This is a genomic window from Deltaproteobacteria bacterium (assembly GCA_005879535.1).
GTDB lineage: Bacteria > Myxococcota > Myxococcia > Myxococcales > 40CM-4-68-19 > 40CM-4-68-19.
In genome coordinates this window covers 17,882-36,392 of sequence record VBKI01000091.1, presented here as the reverse complement: position 1 = coordinate 36,392, position 18,511 = coordinate 17,882, and the positions used below count along the sequence as shown (strand labels likewise).

19 protein-coding genes and 5 tRNA genes are annotated in these 18,511 nt (G+C 67.0%); 4 read left to right on the top strand and 20 right to left on the bottom strand.

Going from position 1 to position 18,511, the window contains the following annotated elements; genetic code table 11:
- Positions 1–13 precede the first annotated feature (13 nt).
- The 15 genes from rpoB to amrB form a co-directional block, all read right to left on the bottom strand.
- Positions 14–4,207, bottom strand: a complete 4,194-nt coding sequence (gene rpoB / locus E6J58_21485; protein ID TMB32994.1) for a DNA-directed RNA polymerase subunit beta — start codon at positions 4,205–4,207, stop codon at positions 14–16.
- A 128-nt stretch (positions 4,208–4,335) separates the two neighbouring features.
- Complete coding sequence (locus tag E6J58_21480) at positions 4,336–4,725, bottom strand: 50S ribosomal protein L7/L12 (GenBank protein ID TMB32993.1); 390 nt, start codon at positions 4,723–4,725, stop codon at positions 4,336–4,338.
- An 89-nt stretch (positions 4,726–4,814) separates the two neighbouring features.
- Positions 4,815–5,333 carry a 50S ribosomal protein L10 gene (locus E6J58_21475; protein TMB33102.1) on the bottom strand — a complete coding sequence of 173 codons (519 nt, stop codon included), beginning with the start codon at positions 5,331–5,333 and terminating at the stop codon, positions 4,815–4,817.
- Positions 5,334–5,471: 138 nt separating this feature from the next.
- Positions 5,472–6,185, bottom strand: coding sequence for a 50S ribosomal protein L1 (locus tag E6J58_21470; protein ID TMB32992.1), 714 nt, complete (start codon positions 6,183–6,185; stop codon positions 5,472–5,474).
- A 2-nt stretch (positions 6,186–6,187) separates the two neighbouring features.
- A complete protein-coding gene (gene rplK / locus E6J58_21465; GenBank protein TMB32991.1) occupies positions 6,188–6,637 on the bottom strand; it encodes a 50S ribosomal protein L11 in 450 nt (149 codons plus the stop codon).
- A 49-nt stretch (positions 6,638–6,686) separates the two neighbouring features.
- The gene (nusG, locus tag E6J58_21460) at positions 6,687–7,217 is read right to left on the bottom strand and encodes a transcription termination/antitermination protein NusG (GenBank protein TMB33101.1); all 531 of its coding nucleotides are present in this window, start codon (positions 7,215–7,217) and stop codon (positions 6,687–6,689) included.
- 32 nt (positions 7,218–7,249) lie between these two features.
- Entirely contained in the window at positions 7,250–7,642 is a 393-nt protein-coding gene (gene secE / locus E6J58_21455) for a preprotein translocase subunit SecE (GenBank protein ID TMB32990.1), read from the bottom strand.
- A gap of 17 nt (positions 7,643–7,659) precedes the next feature.
- Positions 7,660–7,735, bottom strand: a tRNA-Trp gene (locus tag E6J58_21450).
- A 5-nt stretch (positions 7,736–7,740) separates the two neighbouring features.
- Positions 7,741–7,893 (bottom strand): 50S ribosomal protein L33, encoded by a 153-nt coding sequence (gene rpmG, locus E6J58_21445; GenBank protein ID TMB32989.1) that lies wholly within the window; start codon positions 7,891–7,893, stop codon positions 7,741–7,743.
- 19 nt (positions 7,894–7,912) lie between these two features.
- Positions 7,913–7,988: transfer RNA gene (locus tag E6J58_21440), tRNA-Thr, on the bottom strand.
- A gap of 16 nt (positions 7,989–8,004) precedes the next feature.
- Positions 8,005–8,080 (bottom strand) — tRNA-Gly (locus E6J58_21435).
- Between the two features lie 17 nt (positions 8,081–8,097).
- A tRNA-Tyr gene (locus E6J58_21430) sits at positions 8,098–8,183 on the bottom strand.
- 51 nt (positions 8,184–8,234) lie between these two features.
- A tRNA-Thr gene (locus tag E6J58_21425) sits at positions 8,235–8,310 on the bottom strand.
- Between the two features lie 112 nt (positions 8,311–8,422).
- Positions 8,423–9,487: an AmmeMemoRadiSam system radical SAM enzyme gene (gene amrS / locus E6J58_21420; protein ID TMB32988.1), complete on the bottom strand. Its 1,065-nt coding sequence runs from the start codon at positions 9,485–9,487 to the stop codon at positions 8,423–8,425.
- Positions 9,484–10,233 (bottom strand): AmmeMemoRadiSam system protein B, encoded by a 750-nt coding sequence (gene amrB, locus E6J58_21415; GenBank protein TMB32987.1) that lies wholly within the window; start codon positions 10,231–10,233, stop codon positions 9,484–9,486. The genes amrS and amrB overlap by 4 nt, the downstream gene beginning before the upstream one ends.
- A 123-nt stretch (positions 10,234–10,356) precedes the next feature.
- Between amrB and E6J58_21410 the strand changes: the two genes are divergently transcribed.
- Together E6J58_21410 and E6J58_21405 are read left to right on the top strand one after the other, a co-directional pair.
- Complete coding sequence (locus E6J58_21410; GenBank protein TMB32986.1) at positions 10,357–10,842, top strand: hypothetical protein; 486 nt, start codon at positions 10,357–10,359, stop codon at positions 10,840–10,842.
- 48 nt (positions 10,843–10,890) lie between these two features.
- Complete coding sequence (locus tag E6J58_21405; GenBank protein ID TMB32985.1) at positions 10,891–13,023, top strand: TonB-dependent receptor; 2,133 nt, start codon at positions 10,891–10,893, stop codon at positions 13,021–13,023.
- Here the strand turns inward: E6J58_21405 and rlmB are convergent.
- From rlmB to E6J58_21390, 3 genes are read right to left on the bottom strand one after another with little or no spacing between them, the layout of a single operon-like run.
- A complete protein-coding gene (rlmB, locus tag E6J58_21400; GenBank protein ID TMB32984.1) occupies positions 13,013–13,756 on the bottom strand; it encodes a 23S rRNA (guanosine(2251)-2'-O)-methyltransferase RlmB in 744 nt (247 codons plus the stop codon). The genes E6J58_21405 and rlmB overlap by 11 nt on opposite strands.
- Complete coding sequence (locus tag E6J58_21395; protein TMB32983.1) at positions 13,753–14,145, bottom strand: hypothetical protein; 393 nt, start codon at positions 14,143–14,145, stop codon at positions 13,753–13,755. The genes rlmB and E6J58_21395 overlap by 4 nt, the downstream gene beginning before the upstream one ends.
- Before the next feature lie 10 nt (positions 14,146–14,155).
- Positions 14,156–15,031 (bottom strand): RimK family alpha-L-glutamate ligase, encoded by an 876-nt coding sequence (locus tag E6J58_21390; GenBank protein TMB32982.1) that lies wholly within the window; start codon positions 15,029–15,031, stop codon positions 14,156–14,158.
- Positions 15,032–15,088: 57 nt separating this feature from the next.
- Here E6J58_21390 and E6J58_21385 point away from each other — a divergent pair, with 57 nt between their 5' ends.
- Both E6J58_21385 and E6J58_21380 read left to right on the top strand, forming a co-directional pair.
- Positions 15,089–15,730 carry a hypothetical protein gene (locus E6J58_21385; GenBank protein ID TMB32981.1) on the top strand — a complete coding sequence of 214 codons (642 nt, stop codon included), beginning with the start codon at positions 15,089–15,091 and terminating at the stop codon, positions 15,728–15,730.
- Entirely contained in the window at positions 15,730–16,200 is a 471-nt protein-coding gene (locus E6J58_21380) for a TlpA family protein disulfide reductase (GenBank protein TMB32980.1), read from the top strand. Before E6J58_21385 ends, E6J58_21380 begins: the two co-directional genes overlap by 1 nt.
- Here E6J58_21380 and E6J58_21375 read toward each other — a convergent pair.
- Both E6J58_21375 and E6J58_21370 read right to left on the bottom strand, forming a co-directional pair.
- On the bottom strand, positions 16,190–17,083 hold the full coding sequence (locus tag E6J58_21375) for a ribose-phosphate pyrophosphokinase (GenBank protein ID TMB32979.1): 894 nt from the start codon (positions 17,081–17,083) through the stop codon (positions 16,190–16,192). The two genes, E6J58_21380 and E6J58_21375, sit on opposite strands and share 11 nt — an antisense overlap.
- On the bottom strand, positions 17,080–18,501 hold the full coding sequence (locus E6J58_21370; GenBank protein TMB33100.1) for a nicotinate phosphoribosyltransferase: 1,422 nt from the start codon (positions 18,499–18,501) through the stop codon (positions 17,080–17,082). The genes E6J58_21375 and E6J58_21370 overlap by 4 nt, the downstream gene beginning before the upstream one ends.
- Positions 18,502–18,511: the final 10 nt, after the last annotated feature.

Below are 18,511 nucleotides of genomic sequence, written 5' to 3'. Positions count from 1 at the left end.
AAGGTCCGCGTTCTCAGGCTGCCGCAGTTCCGGGCTTCTTGGGCTCAGCCGCCACCACGGCGGGAGCGTTCTCCATCAGCTCGACGTCCAGACCGAGCGACTGGAGCTCCTTGATCAAGACGTTGAACGACTCCGGCAGCCCCGACTCGAGCGAGTACTCGCCCTTGACGATGCTCTCGTACATCCGGGTGCGGCCGACCACGTCGTCCGACTTGACGGTGAGGAACTCCTGCAGCGAGTAGGCCGCGCCGTAGGCTTCCATCGCCCAGACTTCCATCTCTCCCAGGCGCTGGCCGCCGAACTGCGCCTTGCCGCCCAGCGGCTGCTGCGTGACGAGGGAGTACGGCCCGATGCTGCGGGCGTGGATCTTCTCGTCGACGAGGTGGTGCAGCTTGAGCATGTACATGATGCCCACCGTGACGTCCTGATCGAACGCCTCGCCGGTGCGCCCGTCGAAGAGGATCATCTGGCCCGTCTTCGGCAGGCCGGCGTGCTCGAGCTGCGAGAGGATCTCCGTCTCCCGGGCGCCGTCGAACACCGGGCTGGCGAAGTGCACGCCCCGGATCAGCTTCTGGGCGAGCTTCATCAGCTCTTTCTCGGGAAGGCCGTCGATCAGCTCCTGCAGCTCCTTGGTGTCGTAGATCTTTTTTAGATCTTTGCGGACGGCGTCGGCGCTCCACTTCTCGTCGATCATCCGCTGGATCTGCTCGCCGAGGCCACGCGCGGCCCAGCCGAGGTGCGTCTCGAGGATCTGCCCGATGTTCATGCGGCTCGGCACGCCGAGCGGGTTGAGCACCAGGTCCACGGGGCGACCGTCCTCGAGGTACGGCATGTCCTCGGCCGCGAGCACGCGGGAGACCACGCCCTTGTTCCCGTGGCGTCCGGCCATCTTGTCGCCCACCGCCAGCTTGCGCTTGATGGCCACGTACACCTTGACCATCTTGATCACGCCGGGCGGCAGCTCGTCGCCCTTCTTCAGCCGGCTGATCTTCTCCCCGAAGACGAGCTTCACGAGCTCCTTCTGCTCGTTGAAGTTCTCCAGGATCTTGGCGACCTTCTCCTCGGCGCCGCCGACGGCGATCTCCGGCCAGTACTTCTCCGGGATCTCGTCGAGCAGCACCTCGGTCACGTCCTGGCCCTTGTTGAGCAGCACGTGTCCCTTGTCGTCGACCAGCTTCGCGGTGGTCTGCTTGCCGTGCAGCAGCCGCTTGATCCGCTTGTAGGACGAGTCCTTGAGGATCTTGATCTCGTCGTTCTGGTCCTTGAGGAGCTTCGCCTCTTCCTGGTTCTCGATGTCCTTGGCCCGCTCGTCCTTGTCGACGCCCTTGCGGCTGAAGACCTTGGCGTTGATCACCGTGCCGGTCACGCCCGGAGGAACGCGGAGCGAGCTGTCGCGCACGTCGCCGGCCTTCTCGCCGAAGATCGCGCGGAGCAGCTTCTCTTCCGGAGAGAGCTGCGTCTCGCCCTTGGGCGTGATCTTGCCCACCAGGATGCTTCCCGGACCGACTTCGGCGCCGATGCGGATGATGCCGGAGTCGTCGAGGTCCTTGAGCGCTTCCTCACCGACGTTGGGGATGTCGCGGGTGATCTCCTCCTTGCCCAGCTTGGTGTCCCGCGCGATGCACTCGAACTCCTCGATGTGGATCGAGGTGAAGACGTCGTCGCGGAGGATCCGCTCGGAGACGAGGATGGAGTCCTCGAAGTTGTACCCCTGCCAGGGCATGAAGGCGACGATCACGTTCTGGCCCAGCGCCAGTTCCCCGGTCTCGGTGGCCGGGCCGTCGGCGATCACGTCGCCCTTCTTCACCCGGTCGCCCGCCTTCACGATGGGCTTCTGGTTGATGCAGGTGTTCTGGTTCGAGCGCTGGTACTTGATCAGGCTGTAGATGTCGACCTCGCTGGCCACGTCCAGCGAGGACTCCTTGGTGTCCGCGCGGACGACGATGCGGCTCGCGTCCACCTGATCGACCACGCCATCGCGCCGGCAGACCGTGCAGACGCCGGAGTCGCGCGCCACCGTGCCTTCGATGCCGGTGCCCACCAGCGGCGCCTGCGTGCGCAAGAGCGGCACCGCCTGGCGCTGCATGTTGGAGCCCATCAGCGCGCGGTTCGCGTCGTCGTTCTCCAGGAAGGGAATCAGCGAGGCCGCCACCGACACCAGCTGGTTCGGCGACACGTCCATCAGGCTGATGTCCTCGGGCCGCGCCTGGGGGAACTCGCCCGCCTTTCGGCAGGAAACGAGCGGCGTCATGAAGTGGCCCTTCTTGTCGAAGGCCGCGTTCGCCTGGGCGATGACGTGCTTCTCCTCCTCCAGCGCCGAGTAGAACTTCACCTCGTCGGTGACCTTGCCCTCGACCACCTGCCGGTACGGGGTCTCGACGAAGCCGTACTCGTTCACGCGCGCGAAGGTGCTCAACGAGGCGATCAGGCCGATGTTCGGGCCTTCCGGCGTCTCGATCGGGCAGATGCGGCCGTAGTGCGTCGGGTGCACGTCGCGCACCTCGAAGCCGGCGCGCTCGCGCGTCAGGCCACCGGGTCCCAGCGCCGAGAGCCGCCGCTTGTGCGTGACCTCGCTGAGCGGGTTCGTCTGGTCCATGAACTGCGAGAGCTGGCTGGACCCGAAGAACTCCTTGATCACCGCCGTCACCGGTTTCGCGTTGATCAGGTCGTGCGGCATCAGCGTCTCGATCTCCTGGAGCGACATGCGCTCCTTGATCGCCCGCTCCATGCGCACGAGCCCGATGCGGTACTGGTTCTCGAGCAGCTCGCCCACCGCGCGAACGCGGCGGTTGCCGAGATGGTCGATGTCGTCGATGTTGCCCTTGCCGTTCTTCAGATCGATCAGGTAGCGGACGACCTCCAGAATATCTTTCTTGGTGACGACGGCCTGTTCCAGCGGCTCGTCGACGCCAAATTTGTAATTCAGCTTCAGCCGTCCGACCTTGCTGAGGTCGTAGCGCTCGGGGTTGAAGAACAGGTTGATGAAGAGGTTGGTCGCCGTCTCCAGCGTCGGAGGATCGCCCGGACGCAGGCGGCGGTAGATCTCCATGATCGCCTCTTCCGGCGAGGAGATCTTGTCCGCGTTCAGCGTGTCGCGCAGGAAGGGCCCGACGTTCAGGTTGTCGATGAAGAGCACCTTGAAGTCGTTGATGCCGCGCTCGCGCAGGGCCTCGACCTTGTCCTCGGTGACCTCCTCGTTGACCTCCAGCAGCACTTCGCCGGTGTTCTCGTCGACCACGTCGTGCGCGCTGATCTTGGTGATCAGCTCCTCGACGTCGAGCGGGAGCGTGCGGATCTTCGCCTGCTCCAGCTTCTTGATCGCCGCGCGGGTGAACTTGCGGTTCTTCTTGACGATCACCTCACCCGTCTTCGGGTGCTTGATGTCGCGGGTCGCGCGCTGGCCGGGGAGCAGCTCCAGCTCCACCGACTTCTCGTACTTGCCCTTCTCGCCGATGGTGATGGTCTCGGTGGCGTAGAAGTAGTTGAGGATCTCCTCCGGCGTCCCCTTGAAGTCGAGCGGCTTCTTCTTCGCCGTGTCGGGAACGGCGCCGAGTGCGCGCAGGAGCACCGTCGCCGGCAGCTTGCGGCGCCGGTCGATGCGCACGTAGAGGATGTCCTTGTGGTCGAACTCGAAGTCGATCCACGACCCGCGGTACGGGATGATGCGCGCGTTGTACAGCAGCTTGCCCGAGCTGTGGCTCTTGCCCTTGTCGTGATCGAAGAAGGCTCCCGGCGAGCGGTGGAGCTGCGAGACCACCACGCGCTCCGTCCCGTTGATGATGAAGGTGCCGTTCTCCGTCATCAGCGGGATTTCGCCGAAGTAGACCTCCTGCTCCTTCACGTCCCGGATCGACTGCGCGCCGGTGTCCGGGTCCTTGTCCCAGACCACCAGGCGGACGACTACCTTGATGGGCGCCGAGAACGTCATCCCGCGCTGGTGGCACTCGTCGACGTCGTACTTCGGCTTCTCCAGGTGATAGCTGACGAACTCCAGCGAGCTGGTCTCGTTGAAGTCCTTGATGGGGAAGACCGACTTGAAGACACCCTGCAGCCCGGTGTCCTCGCGCTGCTCGGGCGCTTTGTCGAACTGGAGGAACTTGTCGTAGCTGTGCTTCTGGATGTCGATCAGGTTCGGGATGTCGATGATCTTCTGGATCTTTGCGAAGTTCTTGCGAATGCGGAAGTTGTTCTGGATCGTGGTCGCCATTTGAGCGAGCGCTCCTCGGACTGAGTCAGACATCCCGGAAGACGAAGACTTCTACGAAGCGAAAACTCCGGCAGCGGCGCGGACCTCTTCGATCCGCGCCGAGCCGGTCTGATTCGAAAGGTGCCGGTCTACTTGATCTCGACCGTGGCACCCGCCGCCTTGAGCATGTCGGCGAACTTGTTTACGTCCTCCTTCGAGAGCCCCTCCTTCACGGTCTTGGGGGCGCCTTCGACGAGGTCCTTGGCCTCCTTCAGGCCGAGGCCGGTGATGGTCCGGACCTCCTTGATGACGTTGATCTTCTTTTCGCCTGCGGCCTGCAGCACGAGGGTGAACTCTGTCTTCTCCTCGGCCGGCTTCGCCGCGGCGCCTCCGGCGGCACCCGCTGCCGGGCCCGCGGCCACGGCGACGGGGGCGGCGGCGGAAACGCCCCACTTCTCCTCGAGCATCTTCACCAGCTCAGCCGCCTGCATGACGGTGAGCGACGACAACTGGTCGGCAATCGTGTTCAGGTCAGCCATGAAAGTCCCGTCCTTCTAACGGCGCGGCCTTTGCAGCGCAGCAAAATGTTGTAAACCGTACGCTTCCTCTGGGCACTGCCTCTCGGCCGCTAGGCCGCTTTCTCGGATTTCGCTTTGAGCACGCGAGCGATTTGACCGCCCGGCGTGTTGAGCAGTCGGACGAGCTTCGTGGCAGGACCGGCGATCATGGCCGCCAGCATCCCGCGAAGCTCCGGCAAGCCGGGCATGTTCGCCAGCGCGGCAAGACCCTTCGCGTCGACCAGGTTGCCCTGGACCACGCCGGCCTTGACGGTCATCTTCTCGCCCTGCTCCTTGAGAACGTCGCGGAGCACCTTGGCGGGCGCCACCACGTCGTCGTACCCGAGGATGATCGCGTTGGGCCCCTCCAACCCCTCGGTGAACTTCTCCAGGGGCGTGCCCTTCGCGGCGAGCCGTGCCAGGGTGTTCTTGACGACCTTGTAGTCCACCTTGCTGTCCCGGAAGGTCTTCCGGAGCTTCACGGTGGCGGCGGCGTCGATGTTTTTGTACCCCACCGCGATGGCGATGGCGGCCTTGGTCATCTTCTCTCTGAGAGCGCCGACCAGTTCCTGTTTCTCGTTGCGCTGCATGTTGTCTTCCACCTCCTCTCGTGCGCCGATTCGGTTCCGAACTCCGGAACCCCTGGCCCAGCTCGGTCTCGGCAGGCATTGCTTTAAGGGATCGCACCCCGCCTGCTGTCTGTGACCAGGTCTTGCTTGGAGCCCGAATTACTTGTGGGCGCTGGCAATCGCCTGCGCGTCGAGTTTGATTCCAGGACCCATCGTGGTGCTGATGGTTACGCCCTTGAGGTAGACGCCCTTCGCCGTCGCCGGCTTCGCCCGGATGATGGTGTCGAGGATCGCGTTCACGTTGTCCTGGAGCCGCTTGGAGTCGAACGACGCCTTGCCCACCGGGACGTGGACGATGCCGGCCTTCTCCACCCGGAACTCCACTTTCCCGGCCTTCGACTCGCGTACCGCGCGGGCAACGTCCGCGGTGACGGTTCCGACCTTGGGGTTGGGCATCAGCCCGCGCGGACCGAGCACCTTACCGAGGCGGCCGACGACGCCCATCATGTCCGGGGTGGCGACGGCCACGTCGAAGTCCATCCAGCCTTCCTGCACCTTGGCGGCGAGGTCCTCGGCGCCGACCACGTCCGCACCCGCCTCTGTCGCCTCGCGCGCCTTGTCGCCCTTGGCGAACACTGCCACGCGCACGGTCTTGCCGATGCCGTGCGGAAGGACGACGGCGCCACGCACCATCTGATCGGCGTGCTTCGGATCGACGCCCAGCCTGATGGCCACGTCGACGGTCTCGTCGAACTTCCTCTTGGTCAGCGCGGCGGCCTTCTGCACGAGACCCACCGCCTCGTCCACCGAGTAGCGCTTGTTGACGTCGACCAGCTTCGCCGCGTCCCGGTACTTCTTCCCGTGCTTCGGCATGGCTAGCCCTCCACGTCCACGCCCATGGAACGGGCGGTGCCGGCGATGGAGTTCATGGCAGCTTCGAGGGAGCCGGCGGTCATGTCCGGCATCTTCGTCTTCGCGATCTGCTCCAGCTGCTTGCGCTTGAGCGTCCCCACCTTCTCCTTGCCGGGCTTGTGCGCGCCGCTGCCCTTCTTCTTCTCGGTGTGCAGCCCCAGCGCCTTCTTGATGAGGATGGCAGCCGGCGGCGTCTTCACCACGAAGGTGAACGAGCGATCCGAGTAGATCGTGATCAGCACCGGCACGATCAGGCCTTCCTTGGCCTGCGCCTGGGTCGCCGCGTTGAACTCCTTGCAGAACCCCATGATGTTGACGCCGTGCTGCCCGAGCGCAGGACCCACCGGAGGCGACGGGTTCGCCTTCCCGGCGGGAAGCTGCAGCTTCACCATTCCTGTGACCTTCTTCGCCATCGAACTGCTCCTCCGTGGTCCAAGCGGCTGTGATCAGCCTCCCACTTGATCAGGTCTTCTCCACCTGCATGAAATCCAGCTCGACCGGCGTGGCGCGGCCGAAGATGGAGACCAGCACGCGCACGCGGCCCTTGTCCGGGTTCACTTCCTCGACGGTGCCGTTGAAATTCGAGAACGGCCCGTCGACCACCCGGACGTTGTCGCCCTCTTCGAACTCCACCTTCGGCTTCGGCTTCAGCGCGCCTTCCGAGAGCTGCGTGGTCAGCCGCGCGATCTCGTGCTCGCTCACCGCCGGCGGCTTCGTGGCGTTGCCGACGAAGCCGGTGATCTTGGGCGTGTTCTTCACCAGGTGCCAGGTGCGGTCGTTCAGCTCCATCTGCACCAGGATGTAGCCCGGGAAGAACTTGCGCTTGCTGGCGCGCTTCTCGCCCTTCACCATCTCGACCACGTTCTCCATCGGGATGAGGATGTCGCCGAAGTACTCGTCGAGCTCGTTCTGCTTGATCTTCTCCTCGAGCGACTTCTTCGCCTTGTTCTCGAAGCCCGAGTACGTGTGGACCACGTACCACTTCTTGTCGATCTTCTTCTGTTCGGCGGCCATGGGCATTCTTTCTAGATGCTCGGGTTCTGGATCTTGTCCGTCAGGAACTGCCAGAACACGTCGAAGAGGCCCAGCAGCACGGCGGCGATGATCGAAGCGACGATGACGGCGATGGTGGCGGCGCGCGTCTCGGGGAAGCCCGGCCAGCTCACCTTGCGCAGCTCGCCGGCGATCTCCAGCGACACGTCGTGGGTCTTGCGGTTCGTCCACAGGTAGAGGGCGGTAGCGGCGCAGCTGCCGAGCCCGATGACCGTGCTCCAGGTCCACTCGCCGACGAGAGGCCGCGTGAGAGGCTGCGTTGGCGCGAAGGCGCCGAAGACCACGAGCAGCACGTGCTCGAGGAACAGGCCCGCTGCGATGGCGAGCACCACGTATCCGATGGCGACGAGGCGCGTGTTCGTCATGGGTCAACCGAAGCGATTGGCAGGCCAGCCAGGACTCGAACCTGGAACATGCGGTTTTGGAGACCGCCGCTCTACCATTGGAGCTACTGGCCTATGGCCTACTTCGTCTCCTTGTGCTCGGTGTGTTTGCGGCAACGCGGGCAGAACTTCGGTAGGACCAGCTTGTCGGTCATGGTCCGCTTGTTCTTGGTGGTGGTGTAGTTCCGCTCCTTGCACACCGGGCACTCGAGCGTGATGATGGTTCGGTTCATCTTTTCTCTGCTCCTGATCTGGAGCCCACAACCAGAATTGAACTGGTGACCTCTTCCTTACCAAGGAAGTGCTCTGCCGACTGAGCTATGTGGGCGGTCCCTTTCGTTGCTTGGAGCGGGAAACGGGATTCGAACCCGTGACATTCAGCTTGGAAGGCTGACGCTCTACCAGCTGAGCTATTCCCGCGGTTCATCTCCTGTCACTGGTGGAGGGAGAAGGATTCGAACCTTCGAAGGCGTAAGCCGGCAGATTTACAGTCTGCTCCCTTTGGCCGCTCGGGCATCCCTCCTTGAACGTTCTGCCTCCCGTCCTAAATCCCCGTCCGGACGGCTCCGCCGGCTGGAGCTGGCGGCGGGAGTCGAACCCGCGACCTTCCGCTTACAAGGCGGGTGCTCTGCCGGCTGAGCTACGCCAGCCTAACCGCTCGATTTTCCTGTGCTGTTCAGGCAAAAAGAGACACCTGTCCCGCGCAGGGAGACGCCTTGTAGGGGATCTTATGCGCCTTGTCAAGCTAGCGACCGTCGGCGATCAGGCGCCCATCCAGACCGGCAGGCGGCGGGGGCCCCAGCGACCGGGGCGCCGCTCGAACACCCCGGGAACGGTCGCCCGACAGCCCGGACAACGGCCGTCCACAAGGCCCCAGCGCGTCAGCCGGTACCAGTCGCGTCCGATCAGGGCAGTGCGGCAGGCAGGACAGGTCGTGGTGCCGCCGGCCTCGTCGTGGACGTTGCCCGTATAGACATAGTGCAGCCCGTTGCGCAGGCCGATCTCGCGAGCGCGCGTCAGCGTCGCAGGCGGCGTCGGCGGCCGATCCAGCATCTTGAAGTCCGGATGGAACGCCGTGAAGTGGAGCGGGACGTCCGGCCCAAGCTCGCGGAAGATCCATCGGGTGAGCGCGTCGATCTCGGGATCGGAGTCGTTCTCTCCCGGGATCAAGAGCGTAGTGATCTCGAACCAGACGTCCGTGTCATGCCGGAGGTACTTCAGCGTCTCGAGCACGGGATCGAGGTTGCCGAAGCAGATTCGCCGGTAGAAGTCCTGCGTGAAGGCCTTGAGGTCGACGTTGGCGGCGTCCATGTGCCGATAGAGCTCGCGGCGCGGCGCCTCGCAGATGTAGCCGGCGGTAACCGCCACGGTCTTGATCCCGCGCTCGTGACAAGCCCGCGCGACGTCGACCGCGTACTCGAGGAAGATGGTCGGGTCGTTGTACGTGAAGGCGACGCTGCGGCAGCCGAGCTCCGCCGCCCTGCGTGCGATCTGCTCTGGCGACGCGGCGTCCGCCAGCACGTCCATCTCGCGCGATTTGGACATGTCCCAGTTCTGGCAGAAGCGGCAGCCGAGATTGCATCCCGCGGTGCCGAACGAGAGCACGCTGGTCCCCGGCAGGAAGTGGTTGAGGGGCTTCTTCTCGATCGGATCGACGCAGAATCCGCTCGAGCGCCCCCAGGTGGTCAGCACGATGGTGTCGCTCTCGCGGGCGCGCACGAAGCAGAACCCGCGTTGTCCCTCGTGGAGGGCGCAGTAACGAGGGCAGACGTCGCACTGGACGCGGCCGTCGGGAAGAGCGTGGAAATAGCGGCCTTCGACGTTCATCGCTCGTAGAAGGCGAAAGCGCCGTAGCCGACGACCCGCTTCTTGTCACCGGCGGTGTCTCCGGAGTTCCGCAGATCGATCAGATCCGCACGCAGGCCGCGGCGCTTCGCTGCGAGCAGGAGCCCGTTGACCGGCACTGCGCCACAGGCGTCGTCCGGCGTCAGCCGGCCGAGCGCGAGAATCTCCTTCGCGGTCGCCGCGTCGGCGCGCTGCGCGTCGGCGTAGGGCTGGTAGTGGGAAAGATCGGAGCTGACGACGATCAGCGTTTCCGCGCCGCCCCAGAGCTGCTCGATCACCGAGGCGACCTCGTCGGGCGTGGCGTCGCCGACCGCCAGCGGTACGAGCGCGAACGAGCACAATGCGACCTGCAGGAACGGCAGCTCGACTTCCAGCGAGTGCTCTTCGGCGTGCGCGCGCGGATCCTGCGGAAGACGCGCCTCCTCCACCGGAACGTCACCGAGCGGCGTGCGCATCGCGGCCGCGCCAGGGAGCGCCAGGCCGCGCAGCGGCGCGAAGTGCGACGGGCCGAGCAGCACGATACGCGAAACCGGCGCATCCTCGATGCGGCGGAATGCGGAAGCCGCGACGGGGCCCGAATAGACGTAGCCGGCGTGAGGCGCGATGAGCGCCTTCGGCGGGGACCCGTATTGCGCACCCGCGAGCAAGCGCGCCACCGTCTCGCGGAGTTGCGACGGGTCGGCGGGATAGAAGCTGCCGGCGACGGCCGGTGCGCGCACCGCCTGCATTCCATGAGCATACGCCTCGACCGCCGGCATGTCGCACGATGTCTCGCGATTCGCGACTGGCGAGCTTGCGATCGGACCCTCGGCGGGGGTACGTCAGCGCCAGGTCATCCTGAACGGGCCTCGATGTCGCTCCAGCCGACCACGCAGTACCGGAAGATCGCTGCCGCCAGATCCGGTCGGGCGGTGTTCCTCGCCGCGGCCGGATTGCTGGGGTTGGTCGTTGCGCCGCTGCTCCATGCCGAGGAACACCTCCGCGAGGAGCTCGAGGAGGAAGCCGAGGCCGCGGCGCTCGCGGAATCCTGGAAGGCGGGCTCGACCGACCCGCTGGACCAGCTCGCGTTTGCCCTCGAGCATGTGCACGAGTCGCAACCGCGCGCGCCGCGACAGCAGGACGGGCATGGCCACTCGCACGGACCCTCGAGCCCGGGTCCGCACGGTTCGGGCGCCCCGGCGCACCTGGGCATCGCGCTGCACGCGGCGCCACGGCTCATCGACCTGCCGGCGATTGCGCCGGAGCACGCCGCGCCCGTCGCGTTCGTCGGGCAGCTCTGCAATGCGCTTCCCTACCTCGTCCCGGAATGGTCGCAGGGTCCGCCGGCCGGCTCCTGAGCTGTCCGGCCGATCGTCCGCAGTCGTCCGACAATACGGAGACGATCCATGCAACCCGCCTCGCGGGCGCGCTCGGCCTCGTGCCGCTGCGCGCTCCTGCTCGTGCTCGTCCTACCCGCGGTGGTCCGTGCGGAGGATGCCGCTTCGCCGGCTTCCGATCACACGCACTACACCGAGGAGATCCAGGTCACCGGACATTACGAGAATGCCGTCGGCTCCTCCGACGCCGCCAGCGCGGGGAGGATCACGCGCCAGCTCGTGGAGGACCGGCCCATCCTCAGACCCGGAGAGGTGCTGGAGTTGGTGCCGGGCCTCATCATCACCCAGCACAGCGGCGCCGGGAAGGCGAACCAGTACTTCCTGCGCGGGTTCAACCTTGACCACGGCACGGACTTTCTCACCACGCTGGACGGCATGCCCGTGAATCTCAGAACCCACGCGCATGGCCAGGGCTACACCGACCTGAACTTCCTCATCCCCGAGCTCATCCAGCGCGTCGACTACTTCAAGGGGCCTTACTTCGCGTCGAAGGGCGACTTCGCCTCCGCTGGCGCAGCGGACATCCATTACGCCGCGTCGCTGCCGCACAACCTCATGGAGCTGACCGGCGGCAGCTTTCTCTACGGCCGTGCCCTCCTCGCCGGATCACCGCAGGTGGGAGGCGGGAATCTCCTCTATGGGCTCGAGGTGTTCCACAACGACGGTCCGTGGGACCACGCCGACGACTACCGCCGCGTGAACGCCGTGCTTCGCTATACGCGCTCGTCGCAGGACGCGACCTGGGGCGTGACAGCGATGGGCTACTACGGCCTTTGGGATTCGACCGACCAGATCCCGTTGCGCGCCGTGGAGACGGGACAGATCGATCGCTTCGGCGCCATCGATCCCACGACCGGCGGAAAGAGCCATCGCTTCAGCCTCTCCGGCGACTACCAGCAGGGGCTCGGCGCCGGCCTGCTGCAAGCCAACGTGTATGCCGTGAAGTACCGCCTGAACCTGTTCTCCAACTTCACCTACTTTCTCGACGACCCGGTGAACGGAGACCAGATCGAGCAGGCGGACAATCGCTGGATCTTCGGCACATCGGGACGGTACGCGTGGAACGCTTCGGCGGACTCGATTTCCTTGCACGCCACCGTCGGCTGGGAAGCGCGGCACGATCGGATCGACACCATCGGCCTCTACGACACCGCAGCCCAGCAGCGCCTGGGCACCGTGCGCCAGGACGCGGTGCGCGAGACGAGCGGGAGCCTCTTCGCCGAAGCCGAGCTGACGCCGACGCGGTGGCTGCGTTTCCTCGCTGGCCTGCGTTACGACCACTATTTCTTCGACGTCCAGAGCGACAATCCGCTGAACTCCGGAAACGACGACGCCGGCCGCCTTTCCCCGAAGCTCTCGGCGATCCTTTCCCCCTGGGCGAAGACCGAATTCTTCGCCAACTTCGGGTTCGGGTTCCATTCCAACGACGCCCGCGGCGTGATCACCACCGTGGATCCGAAGTCCGGCGAGCCGGTCTCGAAGGTGACGCCGCTGGTGCCGACCCGCGGGGGCGAGCTGGGCGTCCGTACCGAGATCATTCCGGACATGCAGTCCTCGCTCGCGCTGTGGCGCCTCGACATCGACTCCGAGTTGCTGTTCACGGGCGACGCCGGCACGACCGAGCCTTCGCGCGCGTCGCGACGCTACGGGATCGAGTGGAACACGCAGTGGCACCCGGTGCGGTGGCTGGTCTGGGACCTCGTCCTCGCCTGGTCGCACGCGCGGTTTACTTCGCCGGATCCGAATCCCGCGGTGACCGGAGATCGCATCCCGGGCTCGATCGAATGGGCCGCGTCCGCCGGCGTCACCTTGCACGAGCTGGGGCCGTGGAGGGCCAGCTTGTACATGCGGTACTTCGGGCCGCGGCCGCTGATCGAGGACGACAGCGAGCGGTCGATGGCGTCCACCGTCTTCAATGCCCAGACGAGCTTCAAGCTCACGGGATGGGCGAGGCTCACGCTGGATGTCTTCAACCTCTTCGATGCCCAGGTGGACGACATCGCCTACTTCTACACTTCGCGGCTGCGCAACGAGCCCGCCGCCGGAATTCTGGCCCCAGTCCTTCTTCGGCCGCGGGCGGACATCCATTTCCATCCCGCGGAGAAGCGAAGCCTGCGGCTCGTGGCCGCGTTCACTTTCTAGCGGCGCGCTGCCGCGCGACCTCGTAAAGCGCCACCGCCCCCGCCGCGGCCACGTTGAGCGAGCCAACCTGTCCCGCGATCGGGATACGCGCCAGGTGATCGCAGGTCTTCCGCACCAGCGGCCGCACGCCGGACCCTTCGCTGCCGAGCACCAGCGCCGTGGGCACGGTCAGGTCCACTTCGCCGAGCTCCTTGTCGCCTTCCGCGGCGAGCGCGACGGTCCAGATGCCCTGCTCCTTCAACTGCTCCAGCGCCCGGGCGAGGTTCGTCACTCGCGCCAAGGGACAGTGTTCCAGGGCGCCCGCGGCGGCCTTGAACGACGCGGGCGTGACGCCAGCGGCGCGATCCTTGGGCACCACCACGCCGTTGGCGCCGAAGGCATGCGCGCTGCGGATCAGCGCTCCGAGGTTCTGCGGGTCGGTCACGCCGTCGAGGAGGAGCAGGAGCGCGGAGCCGGAAGCGCGCGCGAGGATGTCCTCGAGCTCCGCGTAACGGAACTCCGCCAGCTCGGCGCCGACGCCCTGGTGCACGCCGGAGCGCGAGCGGTGCGCGAGGTCTCCCTGGGGGACGTCCTCGACGCGGACTCCAGCCTTCGCCGCCGCCTCGGCCACGCGGTCAGCCCCCTGCGACCTCCGCCCTTCCTTGCCGCGCTCCAGCATCACCCGCACGACGTCCCTGGGGTGCGCCTTGAGCGCCTCGAGCACCGGATTGACGCCGTAGACGAACCGGCTCACTGCACCTCGACCGCCATGGCGATCTCGCGTTTCTGCTTCTCGCAGAGCTTCTCGGTGCAGATGAAGAAGCTGAGCGTCCCCTTGAGCTCGTCCTTCCCCGCCGCCGAGGCGGTGAACGGCACGTCGAATTCCACGCCCTTGGCCTTCGTCTCCTTCGCCTCCGGGCGCCCGAACTTCTCCTTCTCCAGCTTGACGGCGGGACCGGAGGTGAGGGCCAGCGAGATGGGCGCCTCCGGCGAGACGTGCGCGTCCGACCGCGGCACCACCTCCACCTTCGCGTGGGCGGTCTCGCCCTTCTTCACTTTGAGCGCCTTCGACGTCTCGATGCGGTAGGTCCCCGAGACGTCGGGAGCAGCGGCCAGCAACCCGGCAAGCGCGAAAGCGAGCATGGGCATCATTCTAACGTTTTACGAGCTCCTCGGCGCGGGCCACGATCGGCAGGGCGAGGTCCTTGCCGGTGGCCTTCTCCAGCCCCTTCAGACCGGGGCTCGAGTTCACGTCGAAAACCATCGGGCCGCCGGCGGCTTCCAGCAGGTCCACCGCGGCGACTTCGAGGCCCACCACGCCGGCCGCCTTGACGGCGAGCTCGTCGAGGGCGTCGGGCACCCGCACCGATTTCAGCTTCGCGCCGCGGGCGAGGGTGTGCAGCAGCCTCCCCGGCCTGGGCCTGCGCTCGACCCAGGCGGTCACCTTCTCGCCCACGACCAGTGCGCGCAGGTCGCGCTCGCGCTTGCGGCGCACGTATCTCTGCACCACCAGGTTGTGCCCCATGGAGAGCACCGCCTCCAACGCCGCTTCCATCGACTGCAGCGACTCGCAGACCATCACCAGCGGGCGCTCGCTGGGGGTCAGCAGCTTGATGAGAACGGGCAGGCCGCCGACGCGCTCAACCAGCGCCTTCAGCTCGCTGGCGTTGGCGGCCATCATCGTGGGCGGCACCGGAATCCCGCTCGCCGCCAGCAGCTGCAGCGCCCGCATCTTGTTGCGGCTCGCGGCGATGCCCGCCGCGCGATTCAGCGTCGGCACCCCCATCATCTCGAAATGGTTGACCACCGCGAGCCCATAGGCCTGGACCGAGGGCGCGATCCGCGGCACCACCACGTCGGTGCGCGCGAGCGGCTTGCGGCCGTAGTACGCGCCCGGCGACTCGCCGAGGTGTACCTCGACCCGCATCGGATCGAGCACGCGGACGCGTGCGCCGCGCAAGCGCGCAGCCTGCGCGAGCCGGCGCGTGGTGTAGATGCCGGGCTTGCGCGACAGGATGGTCAGGTGCAAGCCGCCGAGTCATGGCCCGCGCTGCGCGGGCGGTCAAGCGTGGGTTATCCTTGCCGCGTGTACACGGTCATCCCGTGGTTCGCCGCGCGGAGGGCGCGCAAGTCGCTGTGGCAGATGCTGCAGCTGGCGCTGACGGATCGCCCCACCCTTCTCGCCGTGCTGCGCGACAAGTACACGAGCGAGGACAAGCTGCGCCCGTTCGCGCCGCTGGCGGAGCGCTTCGGCGGCCGGCTCCACGTGATCGTCGCAGCGGAATGGGAGCAGGATGACCGCGAGCGCGAAGGCGAGGCAGCGCTTCGCGAGCTGGGAGTCGCCCCGGAGGTCCGGCCGCGCTTGCTGCGCGACGACGGCCGCCGGCGGTTTGCGCTGCTGCTGCGGCAGAAGCAGCCCGTGGCGCTGGTCGAGATCTTCTTCGAGGAGCGCGCGCACACGACGTTGGACGGCCGGCCCGACCCCCGCGGCGAGGAGATCGCGGCGCGCGAGGACGAAGTGGCCAGGAAGATCGACGAGCTGCTGGTCCGCCTCCCGCCGCCCGCGCCGCCGCCGACGCGCATGCTGCAGCCCGGCGAGCACGATTTTTCGCCGCAAGGCCTCTGCCGTCTCTGCGGGCAGGGCCGCGCCACCCTCGTTGCCTGCGCGGGAACGAAGCGCGACGAAGGTCCCCGGCGCGACCGCTTCGAACTAATCGAGCTGGACTGATGCGCGCCCTGCTCGCAGCGCTGTTGACGGCCGCGACGCTGCCCGTGCTTCCGGCCTCCGACGCATCGAAGCTCGTCGCGGATGTGGCGGGCAAACCGGCGCGGCCGGTCGTGCTCCACTTCTGGGCCACCTGGTGCGAGGCCTGCCGCGACGAGTTTCCGTCGATACGGCGCGAGCTGCTCGCGCTGCCGGGACGGGGCGTGGGCGTTCTTCTCGTCAGCATCGACCGTCCCGACCACCGCGCGCAGGCACGGCGGATGCTCCGCGAGTACAAGCTGCTCTCGCTTCCCGCCGTGCTGCTCGACGCGCCCGAGCCCGATCCCGTGGCTCGCGCCATCGGGGAGCCCACCTGGGACGGAACGCTGCCGGCCACCTTCGTCTTCGACGGGAATGGCAAGCTCAGCAAGAGCTTCGTCGGTCGCGCCGACCCCGCCGCGTTGGCGGCGGCGGTGCGCGCGGTCAAGCGCTGAGCGCGGCCGCCAGAACCGGCGCGACGGAGACGACCTCGACGAAGTCGCCTCGCACCGCCGCGGCCCGCGGATGCGAATCCGTGATCACCAGCTTCTCGATCAGGCCGCTTCCGCGGATCCGTTGCAGGGCATCCCCGGGCAGCACGCCGTGGGTCGCCACCGCGGCGATGGAGGCTGCGCCGGCCTCCCGGTACGCGCGCGCCGCAGCCAGGAGCGACCCTCCGCTCCGGATCAGATCGTCGTAGATGACGACGCGCTTTCCCGAGACCTGCGCGGACACCGCGGTCACCTCGATACCTTCCTCGCGCCGGCGCTTGAACACGAACGCCGCGGGCAGGCCGAGGTCGTTCGCGAACCGCTCCACCCACTTCGCGCGCCCGGCATCCGTGCACGCGACGATCTCCGCGGAAAGGCCGCGGAGCGCGGCCAGCGCCACGGATCTCGCCGAAAGGTGCACCGGCCGCAGCGCTCCTTCGAAGTAGAAGGGGATCCCTTCGGTGTGCAGATCGAGCAGCAGCACCCGGCTGCCGGATCCAGGAACCGGAATGCTGGAGAAGAGGCGCGCCCGCGTCTTGGCGGTGACGATCTCGTTCGCTTGGGTCGGCCGCTCCATCGTCGAATATCCGAAGTAGGGAATCACGAGCGTCAAGCTGCGCGCTCCCGCCTCCACCACGCCGCAGGCCAGATCGTACAGCTCGAGCGCGTCGGCTTCGCTCACCGTGCCGCCGAGCACCGCGGCATCCCGGCCCGCGGGATCGCTGGCGAGGCGCAGGTACCGCTCGCCGTCGGCGAACAGCTTGGTCTCCACGGCTCCGATCGGAAGCCGGGCGAGCTCCGCGACGCGCGCCCCGAGCTCGGCGTACGATCGCGTGGAGAAGATCATGGCTGGCGCGCCTCGAGGATCATCCGGGTGCGCCGATCGTGCAGCGCCGGATCGAGGCCCACCGGATACTGGTGCGGATTCACGAACCGCTTGATCCCCGCATGGAGTTGCGCGAGCTGCCTCTGCGTCCGCGCGCGGACCTCATGGAGCGGTGGAGATGCGTACGTCACCTTGCCTCCGCGCACCGCGGGTACGAGCAGCTCCTCGTGGGTTGCTTCCTCGGGCACGGTCTTGCGACGAGTCGCGTCGAGCATGTCGACGAGCGTGCGCGACGGCTCGCCGTCCTCGACGTCGTAGATGAGGTCGCCTGTGAACTCGCCGCCGGCGCGGAAGCGCCTGACCTGGAGGATCCCCGGGACGGAGATCTTGGCGCTCTGGTCGGACAGCTTGATCCTTCCCTTCCACGGACCCCCGTCCACCCGCATGGCCGAGAGCTTGTAGACGCCCCCGAGGGCCGCGTCATCGGCCCCCGTTACCAGCCGGGTGCCGACGCCCCAGGCGGTGATCTGCGCACCCTGTTGCTTGAGGCTCGCGATCACGTTTTCGTCCAGCTCGTTGGAGGCGAGGATGACGGTGCGGGTGAACCCCGCCGCATCGAGCAGCTTCCGCGCCTCGATGGACAGCCAGGCCAGATCCCCGGAGTCGAGACGGATGCCGGAGAGCTCGCGCCCCTGGGCGCGCAGCCATCTCCCGGTTTCGATGGCGTTGCGAACGCCTTGCAGCGTGTCGTACGTGTCGACGAGCAACACCACGTTGTGGGGCATGGCCCGCGCGTACGCGTCGAAGGCCTCCCGCTCGGAGTCGAACAGCATCACCCAGGAGTGGGCGTGCGTCCCCCGCACCGGGATGCCGAGAAGCTTGCCCGCCAGCACGTCGGACGTCGCCGCGCAGCCGCCGATGTACGCGGCGCGGGCCGCGCTCACCGCTCCGTCGATTCCCTGGGCGCGGCGCAGCCCGAACTCCAGCACCGGCTCGCCCTGTGCGGCGATGCAGACGCGCGCCGCCTTCGTGGCGATCAGCGTCTGGAAGTTGATCAGGTCGAGGAGCGGCGTCTCCAGCAGCATGCAGGGGACCACCGGACCGGATACACGCAACAGCGGCTCCTGTGGGAACACGGCCGTTCCCTCGGGGACCGCCTCCACGTCGACACGGAAGTCCAGCGCCCGCAGATGCTCGAGGATGGCCGGCTCGAACATCGCCTCGCCCGAGTCCGCGCGCAGCTCGCGCAGATAGCGCAGATCGTCGTCGGAGAAGCGCAGCTCGCGGATGTACTCGAGCGCCGTGCCCAGTCCCGCCGCGATGGTGAACCCGGAGGCGAACGGAGGCCGGCGGAACAGGAGGTGGAATACCGTCTCCCGATCTTCCACGCCGGCCTTCCACGCCGCCGCCGCCATGCTCAGTTGGTACAGATCCGTCAGCAGCGTGAGC